Origin of the sequence: Phenylobacterium sp. (assembly GCF_036563285.1) — a bacterium.
Lineage (GTDB): Bacteria > Pseudomonadota > Alphaproteobacteria > Caulobacterales > Caulobacteraceae > Phenylobacterium.
This window is the reverse complement of sequence record NZ_DATCMR010000010.1, coordinates 36573-49691: the sequence shown is the minus strand read 5'-3', so window position 1 is coordinate 49691 and position 13119 is coordinate 36573. Positions and strand designations below refer to the sequence as shown.

Genomic DNA, 13119 nt, shown 5'->3' with positions numbered 1-13119 from the left:
CCCGGCGCGGTCTAGCCTGGCGCGTCCCGCTGCACTAGCTCGAAGAAGGGCAGCCCACGAACGATCTCCCCAGGCACATCGAACGATTTGTAGAGGCACTGGTGGTTCTGGAGGGACTTTACGCGCTCCGCCAGCTCGGCGACCGAGCCGGTAAGGCCAAGGGCCGATAGCTCGCCGGGCGTGACGTTCGGCACCTTGTGGACGAACCAAGTAAGCAGTGGCTCGCGGTAGTCCGTTGCCCCCGCCTTGAAGTGCCGGAGGTATTGCGAGGCGAGGATGACACCGGCGCCGAACTCGCGACCCTGCAGCAACAGCCGCCGCAGCACGTCGAACTCATAGCGCATGATGTTGTCCGCCTCGTCGACGAGGAGGTAGGAATCGATAGCCCTCAGCTGGGGATCCGATCCCTCGAACGGACGCTTCTCGGTACGCAGCATGTTCTCGTAGAAGAGGTTGAGCATCACCGCGACGAGCATGTTCTTGCTCCTGTCGTCGGAGCCCAGGGCGCTAAGCGAAATCACCACCACCCCGTTGAAGAATTCGTCGAATGGGACCGTCCTGGCCGGGTCGGCCTCAAAGACTTGCATGTCGTCGAGGTCGCCGATGATCGAGAGGACGGAGTCAGACTTTCCATCAACGATCTCGCTGTACGCTTGGCGGACATCGTGGAGCGTCGGCTGCCGGCCGCCAATGGCCGTGGCGTAGGCCGACCGGATGGCATTCTTGAGCTTGTCGCGCTGGACTGGTCCAATGCCGGAGTAGATCTTGTCGAGCACGTCGCCGAAGAAGAGGTAGCGTTGCATGGGCAGGTTGAGCCCAGCCACGCCCGTCGTATCAAACATGTTTAGGGGAAGGTTCTGGGGCTGAACGACCTTTGCACCAGTCTCGGCAACGAAGCGCTCGTCACTGTAATCATTCTTGTAGTCAAAGATTAGGAACCTAGGGCGAACCCCACGATTGGCCTGCGAAGCGCTGGAAATCTGGGTCATCAACGACTTCAGAAGCTGCGTCTTGCCCGTACCCAGGTCACCAACGACGCCCATGTTCATGTGGTTGAGGCGCGTGTCGGAGATGTTGAGGCTGATGGGCCTCGGCTGGAAGCCGTCGACCGTCGACCCGATGTCGAGCAAGATTCCGCCCGCTCTGGAGGGCTCGGACGCGGCCGCGGGCTGAGGCCCCGGAACCTGCTCGCTGGAATGGTGGCCCTCCTGGACCCCTCCGGGCCCGGATGGTTCTGCCGGCTCGCCTTCGGGCCATACAGCTTCCTCGGCTGCAGGACTGGTGTCCGGCTCGGGCTGCGCGGCATCGCGAAGATCGCCTTGCGGGCCAGGGAAGAACCCCCAGTCCCCTACCTTCGCGCGGACACCATCATAGAACTCCCGAGGGTCGCCGCCGACGATGACAGCTGCATCCTTGAGGCCGATGTTGATCGTTTCGTCGAATTTGTCCGAGTCGTGGTCACGGACCCTGCTCATCGGGGCGTCGTCGATGACGATAAGGCGGCCGCGCCTGTCCACGGTGACCTCGCACTCGCCGCCGAGGATGGATGCGGCAATCCGCTCATGAAAGGTTGCCCACCGGTCCTGGTCGACCACGTCATGGTGCTGGCTGTAGACCCGCATGCCGAAGCCGATGATCGACAGGAGCAGGTGCTGGAACGCGAGTGCCCACGCCGCTGGCTGCCCCTCGGCCGGTGCCATGTCAGCGAGCAGCGTGCAGAGAGCCCTCGCCTGACCGAGCGCGCCTGCCACCTCGCTAGCCGGGAAGACCGAGCCTGGGCGGCACTTGACCTCGACCGGGGTGAGGTGCAGCCGCACTCCCGCGGGTGAGATTTTCGCGGCAACCACTAGCAAGTCCGGTCGTGACAGAGAAGCGTCGCGGGGATTCAGGCTGCGAGCGAGGTCGGACAAGTACCCGCGGAATGGATCCACAGGCACCACCAGACAGACCTGGGCGTCGTCCTCCGAGCCACCGATCACTGGCAGCAGGCTGTCGTACTGGCTAGATTTGCGGAACCGATCCTGTAGCAGCCGCACCGCAAGGAACATGCCGAGGTCGCCGGTCGCGCCGGCGTTGTCGCCCGCTAGGCCCCGGATGGTTGGTATGCCCCGCCGGGCGACCTCCAGCAGAACGTCTTGGACGAGATCCCGGGGAAGTGACGCGCACCCTGGAAGGCGCGCCAGCGCACGCCCTAGCGCTTCGCGGTCCGCGTCCTTGACGCGGGAGAGCAGGTAGTAGCCGTTCGTATCACCTGCACGATGGGAATATGAGGGCAGGTCGTAGTCCCAGAGAAACGTGCCTTCAAGCCAACCCCCAAGGAAGCATGCGGGATCGACAGCGGACGATGAAATGGCGACGAAGTCGGCCTTCCTGCGCTCCAGCATCTGGTGGATCGCGTTTACGTTCGGCGCGAACCGCATTCCCGTGCGTTGCTCGCCACGGTTCTCCATTGCAGTCACGCAAGCGCCGACCTTGTCCATCAAGACATCCCCGGAGGAAGTCGGGGGGATGCCCTGGCGGGACTCGCTCAGGAAGGCACCCGGAAGCTGGCGGCGTACGCGGTGCCGGATGAGGGCCCCGTGCCCCACTGCCGACCTGCTTTGGACCGTCGACGCCATGGGCTCTGCCATGTCGAGCTGTGCGATGATGCCGAGGTCGGGCCCTGCCTCGTCGGGCTGGCGGGTGAACCAGCGCACTGCGTTGCCGGTATCCTCGCAGAGGTTCGCGACGGTGGCGTCGTCGGGCCTCGAGGCGTCGTCGCGCTCGTCATAGATGTCGAGGTACCGGGGACCGACCGACTGCCGGACGGGGCGGGGTCCGTCCTGCTCGTAGCGATTGGAACACCAGTCGATGAGGCCCTGGTTGCAGGCGTCGGTCGTACCTCCCGCGCTCGCCACCGCAATGCTGATGAGGGGCTTTGCCGCGAGTAGGTCCGAGACGTCGTGCAACGCCCGCCCCACCTGGGCGGCACTGAAGCCCGCGGAGATGCCGCCGACGGACACCCCAAACCCCTCTCCGAAGGGTGCCCGCTGCGACCGCCTCGGCAGGTCGGACAGCTGCCGCCCGTTCCACAGCACCGACCAGTAGTCAGTCCCGTTCTCCACAGCGAGGAACTCGGTTCGCTCGACGCCATCGGGTGCCCTGATTCCAAGCGTTAGGAGGTCGGGTACACAGTCGGGATCCAGTACGCTGGCCGCCGGGCAGGGCCTCCCGCCCTCGTCAGCTTCGAGCAGGACCTGCTGGGCGATGCACTGCCAGGCGATCCTCACCGGGTGCAACGGCGAGAGCATGATCGCCTCTGGGACGCGCGTCAGGTTCCCACCCTGGTCTACCGACGTGACGGCGATGACATCGATCCAGGACGCCACGTCCGGAGCCGCCTGCAGCCACGCGTGGTAGCAACCGAGGTAGCGCTCGACCTGCTCGCGGAACTCAGGGTCGGTGTGGACCCAGCGGCCAAGCTCCGCGGATTCGACCAGGCCTCCTTGCTCGCCTGCTCCTCGAATCCTGCTTGCTATCTGCTGCCTGGCTTCGACAAACCCGGCTGGCGGCTCGAACTCGGCGGCTGCCGGCCGCGGGTCTTGAATGAAACGCCCCTTAGACAAGATCGGGCCGAATTCTCCTGTCCAGTCGGGCTGTACCCACGCGTCGACATAGTCTTCCGCCATGACGACCGGCCGGTAGGAACGGGAACAGAGCTTCTCGGACAACATCCAGTCCTGGAGGCTGGACGCGCGAGCATTGCGATCGAGCTGCACCACTGCGCGGGCTGCAGCTGGATGGACTACGCGCCTGTTCGCGCGGATCAACCGCTCGAACTCGCTGCGGCATCCCTGATGCTGTACCTCCTCGACCGTCAGCGCCACCCTGCAGGTCTCGCGCGCCAACGTCTCGTCGCCGGCCGTCCGGGTAAAACTGATGTCGACTTGGAAGTTGCCTTCGACCTCCACTTCGACCTGAGACTGGCGTTCGTCCACTTCGCGGACTGCGAGCAGGCTTGGCTCCTCACCCCGCTGGGCGGCTTCATCGGAACTGCCGCTGGCGTGGGCCTCCACGGCGATCCCGGGCGAAGAAAAGACCACCAACTCGTATCGGCCCGAGCCCGGCAGGAGAAGCCCTGCCTCCCACTCAGGCGACTTCTTGCCCTTGGTTCGCTTGGTCGGCCATAGCTTGGTGGCCAGGCGGCAACCGACGAAGATGCCGGGCCTCCACGAGGCTAGCGAGATGATGCGCATCCTGGCCTGCTTGAAGCCTGGCGCTGAAACGACGTACCGGATTGGAGTACCGTGTGGAGGAGGGTTGTCGTCGACGAACGCCTCCCCTGAGTCCGACTGCACCTGGCCAACCTGCTTGCCCGCCGGGCCCGCCGGGGTGCGCTCGATCGTAAGAAGGGCGGCAGCCGCGTTCGCTCCCACCGTCTGGAACTGGAGCTCGACCTCCCGCTCCACCAGGAGCGGCATGCCCTTGCGGAAGCGCATCAGTTCGTTTGAGCAAGAGACCTCAATGTCACCTGCGACGACTGCATCCTCCGACAGCAGTTCCGCCCACTTCTCGGCAGTGAGCACGAACCACCAATCGGGCGGCGGCGGCAGTTCAAGCCCTGCCGGCCCGTAGTAGGCGGCCGGAGCGCGCTCGAATCCCGTGGGGCTGTCGCAGACTTGCCTGAGATGCTCGAGGAAGCTCTGTAGGCTCGCCTTGTCAGCTTCCTCGGCCTCGATCTTGGAAATGCCTGCCCCAAAGCCTTCCGACAGGGCGTCCGCTACTTTTTCGAGGACACCCAGCTGCTCCCGCGCGGCCAACGACTCGCCTGTCATGGGCGGGACGCCGCAGGCCAACGAGATGCGATCGGCCGGAGACAGGGTGCCTACTGGCGACAAGGCTTCGAAGAGCCGCCCTATCGATCGCCAAGCGCCGGTTCGCCGTGTCCGCTCAGTGTCAACCTCGTCCGCCGCGGAGGCGGCCCGCTCGGCGAGGGTGCGGACGTCCTCGTCGGGTAGCCCCGACTCGGTGACTACGCGGCCAAGTAGGTCCTGGACGAACTCGTCGGCCCACCAGGCTTCGAATGGCACATTCCCGCTGTTGTTCGATGCGGACATGCCGAACTCGTCGCTCGTTGTCTCGACCGATCGATTGCTGTGCTCGCCTGGTGGCACGAGGGCCACATAGGTCGGCCGCGTCGGCGAGTTCCTTAAGTTGAGCAGGTGCGTGGCGTCGCATCGGCCAGAGACGCCGACGGGCGGATTGTCCTCGCCCGCAGCACGTCGGGGGATTTGAAGAAGCACCGGGACGCCAGCATGGCCGTCGCTGCCGAGCAGGTGGAAGGCCTCCTCTAGTATTTCCAGAGGCGGGCCGTGGAAGATGAGCCTGATCTCGCCCGATCCGCCGATCGAAGCTTGCTCGGCACGAGCGCGCACGATTGTCGCAATTTCTGAGGCCAACCGCATCATGCGCTGACACCGGCGAAGGGCGGGACGAGCAGCATCCCGCTCTCGGCGTCGGGGCTATCAAGCACCAGGCCCAGCATCCTTAGCTGGTGGCCGAGGTCGTTGGCGGCAATGTCCCGATAGTCCACGGCGATGCCATACCCTGAAAGGTGTTGTGCAAGCCGGTGCACGGAGCGCGGTCCCGCGCTTCCTGCAAGCGAGCAATGCACCAGCGCGAGTACCGCGACTGGCCCCAGGCCCACGATCCACGGGCTCGATGCGCTCGCGCTTTTCTTTCTCAGCGCAAACCCCTGGTCATAGCCCCTCAGCACGGAGCTGGCTGTCTGGCGCTGCCCAAGGACATGCCGCGCGAACTCCATGATGTTCGAGCCGATGTTCTTGCTGCAAAGGATGGTCCTGTTCTCGCGCTCCTGGATCTCTTCGATCGTGTCACGAAGCCCGAGCTCCACGAGGCTGCCCCTGCTGGCCGCTACCTCGCAAAGCAGCGCATGCACGTCGGAAGCGGAGCCAAGCGTGTCGGGGACGCGACCATGCGTGTCCTCCAGGGCCCACAGCACCGCATTGAGGCCGACGCGGGCGCGCAGGTAGGCCGAGGCACGGTCCTTGATGCCTGGCAGTGCCCGATCACCGTAGGAAAGATAGCTGAAGGGGCGCGGGAACAGTGCTTTGCGAGTCGCTTCTACAGACTCCGGAGCCGCCCCATCGAGCGCCGCCCGGACAAGACTCCATGTACGGGCCTGGACATCCAAAATCCACGCCACATGGGCGACCACCGCAATCCTTAGGACGGCTTCGACCAGGCTTGTCCATTGGCGTCGCGTGACGACTGCCTTGGCGGCAATGATCGGCGCAAGATCCCTTGCGAACTGGCGGGCCGGGTAGGAAAGGCCGAGGCGGTCTTCGGGCGCGAGGGCGGGGATTTCCTCGGCCGCGGCTCGCGACCAGCGAGGCTCAGAACGCCATGCAGCAAGCTCGGTCTGCAGGAACCGCGCAAAGATGTCGTCGTCCGCAGACACCGAGAGGGCGTCAAACAAGCCCTCCCAGGCGACCTGGGCCTCCTCCGGACTGGCGGAGCCCAGCCAGACCATTCGCCGCACGAGGTTGCCGGCCGACCAGGGGCTGCCGTTCAGGCGAGGAGCGCCCGAGAAAATCGCAGCCTGTGGAACAAGTGGAGTTACCTGGAGAAACCTCTTCGACGATTGGTTCGGCAGCTTCGGGCTTTCCAGCGCCGAGTGAAGCAACATCAGCAGTGCGTCAGGCTCGAGCGCCGCGCCGGCGCGGGTCCGCTTGCGATCCCTGAATGCCTGGATTTCCTTGTCGAGGTCCCGGCCATTTTGTGGGACCTCCCGCTCGATCAGCTCCGGGAGCCCAATCACGCGGTACAGTGAGGAAAGCACGACCTCAGAGCTTGCGTACTCGGGCGCTGGCGCAAGCGCGAGTGCGGAGCGCCGGTAGGCTTCGTGCGAGGTGCGCCATGGCTCCTCGTGGAAGGCGGCCAGCTTCATCGGGTCGCCCCCAGCTTCCGAGCGATAAAGCCTTGGCGACGTTCCTCGACCGTTACCCCGCCGGCACCCAGCACGATGCGTGCTCGATCGAGAATGTCCGGATCCCGCACGATGGGTCCTGCAAGGCGGGCGCGGGTCGTGTCCATGAGCGCGAGCACGGTCCGCGGCAAGGATGCCGGCGACATTCCGCGCGCAAGCTCCTTCGTCGCCTTGAACAAGTCGTAGGTCAGGGCAATCGCCTGGCTTGACTTGCCGCCCCCTACCGAAAGGAACGCGAGAGGGTTGCGCGGGCGACCCGTGGATTCCTCCTCGAGGGGTTTCACCTGCCTAGCTGGGACCACAAGGGTTGCGCGGCGTATAGCCGGGGGAAGGGGTTGTCCAAAGGTTGTAGTGAGCGAGACCTCGAAGTCCTGGTTCTTGTTCAACAGGCGCTCGACCTCACGCGCAACGTCGTAGAGGTCGCTACCCTGCTCGTCCTCCGACACCCGTTGGAACTCCGCGAGGATCGCGGCGTCGGGGACAGTTGCCGTCCTTGCACCCAGCGTCCTGCGCACAACCCTGCACGCGAAATCCCGGACGAGCCGCTGCACCCGCGCGGCCACCTCGGGGCGCTTCCGGCGCATGGTGCTCTCGGACAGCAGGGCGTCGAGTTTGCGTAGCCTCTCCAGTAGGTCCATCTCGATGTTCGGAATCGCCTGCAGCCGGCGTATGAACTCAATTCCCTCGGCCACGGACCGGCTGAAGCGAACGTCGAGCTCCCGCAGGGCGAAATGCGTCCGCTGCGTCGCCTGGACTACCGCGGTGGACTCGGCGAGCGCGGGGTCCAGCAGCTCAGCTACACCGTCCAAGGAGCTCGCAATCGTGGCCGGCAGGTAATGCCTGCTCCGCCGGGACGTCAGGAACCACTGGAGGCCAACCGCGGTGTTGTTGGTGTCGAGGCCCAGCTCCCGGATGTCCCGCCCAAGAGAGGGCGCCGCTTCCCGGTCCCAAGAGTGGAACAACGCGTGCTGATACTGCGCCGCCACGAGCTGGAAGATGGCAGTAGAGCTCTCCTTGGTTGGCTTGGCCTCGCGCTTGGCGGCTTCGTCTGCCTGGAGCATGGTCGCGGCCCATTCGCAGGGGGAGAGCTTGCTCGCCGCCTGCGTCATGCGGTGGCCGGCAAGCAGGTAGGAGACGACGGAGAACAGGTCCCGGAAGCTCCAGCGCTTGCCACTGGCAATCTCATACCAGCGCAGTACGCGCAGCAACGCCTCGCGCTCTCGTGGACGCGAGAGATGTTCCCTGCTGTTGCAGAACGGGCAGGAGGGGCCGGCCCCGCAAGATCCCGCCATGCCCCACCGCGTCTCGTCGAGAGCTGCGGCCAGCAACGCTTGTGCAGGCGCTGTCCCGCCCCGGGTTGTAGGGACGAGCAAGCTCTCGGCATCCATGGGCCAGACCGCCACATGGGGGAACTGTTGAAGGGGCCAGCAAGCTGGTGCGTCCGGGAACAGGCTAACTGCGCGTGTCACGGCCTCCAGAAGCAGCCGCTCGTAGTCAGCGTGGATATCGATCGCCTCTATCAACGCGTCGTCGAGAACGCCACGGTTGACGCAGCAGAGGTACGCGGTGTCGGTCGACCTGACCGTGGCGAGCTCATGCAGCAAGAGCTGCGCCGCCGACCGCGACTCCGTGCCGGTAACGGCAGTCGCGTCCTGCACGAGGGCCAGGCGTCCCGGCCCCCCGGAAGCGCCAAGCGCCCGCAGGTCAACCTCGACAAGCCTTGGAACAAGCCCGTCCTCGGGAGAGAACGATCGGGCGAGCTCACTCACCAGTCGCGTCTCGCAGCCAACGGCCTCGTCCAGCCAGCGGATGGTGGACTCGATAGCCTCGGTCTTCCCGTTACCGGGGCCGCCGACAAGGAGGATGATCCGAGGCGTGCCAGGTCCACCCGCGGGATAGGCCCTCGCCCATGCCTCGAGGCGATTTAGGAGGTTGGTCTCGAGGACGAGCCCTCCAGGGCGGCCGCTGCCTTCGTCGAAGAGACGCCGAACGCCGCCGGAACGGTGGCCGGCCCAATTCACGAGCCCTGCGGGGAACTCGGCTTCTGTTCGAGCAGCAGTCATGTCAGCCGCCAAGGTGCGGCCGCACCGCACGACGAGTTAACGTCCCTCGACGCATCACGCCGCGAGGTCTTTCGCAGCCTGGCTCCGCATTTTGGCCGCGTATCCCATCAGGACCTCGCCCCAAAGCTCCGCGACCAGCGGAGGAACTGCGTTCGCGACCTGGGTGAAGCGTGGGACCTCCCGCGCACGCCGCTCACCGCCGGTCGTGTACTTGCCCTGGAAGGCGAACCAGTCAGGGAAGGTCTGCAGCCGGGCGTTCTCCCTCACAGTCAAGGTGCGCGGCTCGGAGTAGTGCAATAGATCATCCGGCATGCTCGTGATGGTGGGCGCAGGCTTCGAGGGATCAAGCACGCGCGTCGCCATCTTGTTGATCCCGTACCGCTCTCGCATCGCCAGGCTTAGTTGCACGTTCAGCCGCCCGGCGGCCTTGCATTCCGCGATGATGCGAGCGAACCGCTCGACGATGTGAGGGCGGTGCTTTGCGAGGCGGGTGTCCGGCACAGCGCCGTCGAAGTTGTCTCGCATGAGGCGCTGGTAGTACGTCCTTGGCCGCCCGGCGACGATCGCCTGGTATCCGGGCGTGTCCGGACACGGCCCCCAATGCGCTCGCTTCGACTCAAGGTCCGACAAGGCCTGGCTGGCGGTGACCACCGGGCCCAGCCCTCTCTTTTCAAGGAAGCTTTTCCTCGACGATCGAAGCCGAGCGAAGGGCGCGTCGCTTGCGGTCAGCCGCTGAGGCATCCTCCCCTTCAGAATGCCCACGAGAAAGAACCGCGGTCGTTGCTGGGGAACACCGAATTCCGAGCACCTGATCGTATCGGAGTAGACGTGGTAGTTTTCCCGAAGCCGCGATTCCAACTCGCTCGCGAAATTCCGAGGGCTGTCGCGCTCGCTTGCCACGAAGTCATAGGTAATCCCTCGCACGTTCTCGATTAGGACAATCCGGGGCAGTACGAGCTCCACGAATTCCAGGTACCGCTCGACCAGCTGATTCCGCGGATCGCCGATGCGCCGGCGACCGGCGCTCGAAAAGCCCTGGCAGGGTGGGCCACCGGCTAGCAGGTCAACCCTGCCTCGCAGCGCGGCGAGCTGCTCGCGATGCTCCTCGACGAGCGTTTCGATCGTCCAGGGTTTTTGGGCCAGCCAGGCCGGCCATGAATAACGGTGCCGGGAGCCTTGATCGACCAAGTTGTACTTGAGGGTCCGGAAGGCGAAGCTGTCCTTTTCGATGGCGAAAAGGCCGCTCCATCCTGCCCGCAGCAGACCAAGGCTAAGCCCTCCACAGCCCGCGAAGGCGTCGATGAAAACTGGCTTGTCGTCCAACTGCACTCCCCCAACTCCCCCACTCGAGATGGGTAGAGTCCCCTCGCCGGTCGTCTGCATGCGAAGCGCCTAGGAGACGAGCTTCGCGGCCATTAGACGTCGGCCCCTAACCATCCTCGAGTCCCTTGTGCCAACGGTCAATGCGTAGCCTGCTCATGGGATGACAATGGCGGCTTCGTACGTCAGCTTCGGTCGCATGCGTAGGCCTGGCGTGCCAGGGCCCCCGATTCAGCTACAGAGGCTGCCGATCAACGTATGGCGCACAACTACTGGATCGAGATCACTGGGCGTCGCGACATCGGGACCGACCTTCGCGCCCCGGCTGGCGACAAGGATGGCAAGCCCAACTGGTCTTATGACGCAATTCAGCAGGTTGGATCGGGGGATGTCGTCTTTCATTACAGCTCGCGGGAGCGGGCGATCGTTGGCCGCTCGCGCGCCGTCGGACAGCCATGGTTGGACCAGATCTACTGGGCGGCCAGGGGCACTAGGTCTCGAGGTATCGCACCGCATCTACAGCCGGGTTGGTATCTCGCCCTCGAGGGGTACACGCCATTTGACCGGCCCCTCTCTGCGGACGAGCTCACGGAGCGTCGCGTGGAGCTGTTCGCCCTCCGGGACGCAATTCAATCCCGAAGCTCCAAGGCACTTGCATTCCCCTTCATCCTATATCGGCCGGACGAAGTTCGGGCCTTCCAGGCCTACCTCACCCGCTTTCCAGCGGAGATGTTGGAGATGTTCCCCCAGCTCCGTGAAGGGCGTTTGGCAGAGCCGTTGCCGATCGAGCTCGGCGGAACATATCGAGTAGCCGACGAGGCCACCTCGGTTGGCCTGCGGGATCCGTTCGACATCGATCCAGGGGTGGTCGAGCGCGCGTTGCGCGGGCATGCGGTCACGCAGAACGCACTTGCGAGGTTCGTGGCTTCAATTCCCGCGGAGCCACTCTCCCCCGTCGGCGACACCCCGATGTTCGATCTAGCGTGGCAAGTCGGCTGCTCCACCTTTGTTGCCGAGGTGAAAAGCCGCACGGACGCCAACGAAGAAAGACAGCTGCGGCTGGGCCTCGGTCAGGTGCTCCGATACGCACAGTGCTTGCGTGAGAAGCACTCGATCGTGAAGCCGGTCCTCGTCCTCGAGTCGGAGCCGGTGGATCTAACTTGGAAGGACCTCTGCGCCTCGGTTGGTGTCCATCTGTGCTGGGCGCCTAGCTTCGAAGGCCTCTAGCCTGCGCCGTTCAATCCAATGAGGCGGCGGTGCCCGACGACGTGTCCGCCCTTGAGGAATTGTACGGGCGCGGGGGCAGAAGCCGCCCAAGTGACCCCGGAAGCGGACGGGCGAGGCACGCCTCTTAGCTAACGTGGGCGACGACCATTATTCGGGGATGGTAGTCAGCTGCCCCGTCTACGGAGTCTCTTCCTCAGAGGGCTCGTCATCATAGAACGAGCTCACGTCCGCTCGAATTGAGGTGATTGCGATCGACTCATCATCTCGCACCTCAAACTCTATGCGTGCGGGAAACGCTTCGGAGAGCTCCAATTGCTCCTTGGTGCCGGGTTCATATAGGAGGCGCACATATACGGTCGCCGGCGCAATCCAGTGACCATCCTCGATAACAGCGGACTGCCCGTGGGTGACGATACTCTGGAGCTCCGTTACCTCTGAGAGGTCGGCCAAGTCGCTCCACTCGGGCTTAGACTGGTAGTCGTACGCTTCCACCGCCTCTTGGAGGCGATCCGGAAGGTCCCTGAACCAGCGTCGGTCGGTCCGGGCGATCGTTGGGACTGTCATTACCATGGTGGGCCTAGGCTCATTGTATGGCCATTCCGCCGCGGTAGCGCCAGCAAAGGTTAGACGCCAAACCGTCGATATCAGCCATGATCATCGCCGCATCCACACCCACACCAGCGAGGTAGCCCAGGATCAGTTCCTTATGGGCGGCAGGAATTTCGAAGCGCTCTAAGCCCTTCTTGAGAATCCAATTTTTCTCCGGCTGAGGATGCACGCTAAATAGCCCGCGCTGTGACGTGATCCGCGCCGCCACTGCGGTTGGGTAGACGAACCGGGGTTTGCTAAGGGCAAACGGGCCTGCCTCCATTGCAGCCGTATCCAAGACGCCAACTGAACTCGTCTCGACTGCGATCAACACGCCGTCCCGTTTGCGGCGAGCGGGCGGCTGACAAGCGAAATATGCCGCCACCAGCGGGTTGGTAGTCCAGTCGAGCAGTCTGGTCGGTAACCCGTGATGCTGTGCCACGAATAGCCAATCCCACGAGGTCGAGACAGCCGACCTGTCTACGAACGGCGATGCCAGTCGCCGAAACTCGTCGAACAGCTGTAACTCTCGCGCTGTGCTGTAGCTTTTCACCCCACGGCCGGCCGCAGGCTTCAGAGGCCACTTCTGGCTTTGGCCTCTGAACACCCACCGAGGTGACTCGTGACGCCTCATCCAAGTGAGCAACTCAGTCCAGGTTTGGCCTGCAGCAATGCGCAGCACTACATGTGCTGGGATGCTTCGGCGGGTGATCTTCAGCGTCAATGCCAATTCCTCGATGACGTTGCCACTATCCCAGGAAAGCCTTCGGCCCCTTGACGAGCACCACGCGGAAGAAGCCCCAGATCACTGTGCTCAGAAGCGTCGCTCTCCCCAGGGAGGGAGCCTCTGCTCCCGCCGAAGTAGAACTGCCAAGTCCCACGGATGGAGCAGCTAGTAGGATAGTAGCCGCTGTAGAGGTTCTACTATGGAAC

Annotated in this window: 7 protein-coding genes; 1 reads left to right on the top strand and 6 read right to left on the bottom strand. The window is 64.3% G+C overall.

Annotation, left to right across the window (positions count from 1 at the left end):
* Positions 1 to 11: 11 nt before the first annotated feature.
* Genes VIL76_RS09800 through VIL76_RS09785 form a run of 4 tightly spaced genes read right to left on the bottom strand, consistent with a single transcriptional unit; the run spans position 12 to position 10374 of the window.
* The gene (locus VIL76_RS09800) at positions 12 to 5447 is read right to left on the bottom strand and encodes a hypothetical protein (protein ID WP_332044841.1); all 5436 of its coding nucleotides are present in this window, start codon (positions 5445 to 5447) and stop codon (positions 12 to 14) included.
* Positions 5444 to 6949, bottom strand: a complete 1506-nt coding sequence (locus VIL76_RS09795) for a hypothetical protein (RefSeq protein ID WP_332044840.1) — start codon at positions 6947 to 6949, stop codon at positions 5444 to 5446. Before VIL76_RS09795 ends, VIL76_RS09800 begins: the two co-directional genes overlap by 4 nt.
* Positions 6946 to 9051 carry a hypothetical protein gene (locus VIL76_RS09790; protein WP_332044839.1) on the bottom strand — a complete coding sequence of 702 codons (2106 nt, stop codon included), beginning with the start codon at positions 9049 to 9051 and terminating at the stop codon, positions 6946 to 6948. The genes VIL76_RS09795 and VIL76_RS09790 overlap by 4 nt, the downstream gene beginning before the upstream one ends.
* A 54-nt stretch (positions 9052 to 9105) precedes the next feature.
* Entirely contained in the window at positions 9106 to 10374 is a 1269-nt protein-coding gene (locus VIL76_RS09785; RefSeq protein WP_332044838.1) for a DNA cytosine methyltransferase, read from the bottom strand.
* Between the two features lie 255 nt (positions 10375 to 10629).
* Here VIL76_RS09785 and VIL76_RS09780 point away from each other — a divergent pair, with 255 nt between their 5' ends.
* The gene (locus VIL76_RS09780; protein WP_332044837.1) at positions 10630 to 11598 is read left to right on the top strand and encodes a hypothetical protein; all 969 of its coding nucleotides are present in this window, start codon (positions 10630 to 10632) and stop codon (positions 11596 to 11598) included.
* Between the two features lie 177 nt (positions 11599 to 11775).
* On the opposite strand, the gene VIL76_RS09775 is transcribed toward VIL76_RS09780, so the two are convergent.
* Both VIL76_RS09775 and VIL76_RS09770 read right to left on the bottom strand, forming a co-directional pair.
* The gene (locus VIL76_RS09775; RefSeq protein ID WP_332044836.1) at positions 11776 to 12168 is read right to left on the bottom strand and encodes a hypothetical protein; all 393 of its coding nucleotides are present in this window, start codon (positions 12166 to 12168) and stop codon (positions 11776 to 11778) included.
* A gap of 13 nt (positions 12169 to 12181) precedes the next feature.
* Positions 12182 to 12910, bottom strand: a complete 729-nt coding sequence (locus VIL76_RS09770; RefSeq protein ID WP_332044835.1) for an FRG domain-containing protein — start codon at positions 12908 to 12910, stop codon at positions 12182 to 12184.
* Positions 12911 to 13119 lie beyond the last annotated feature (209 nt).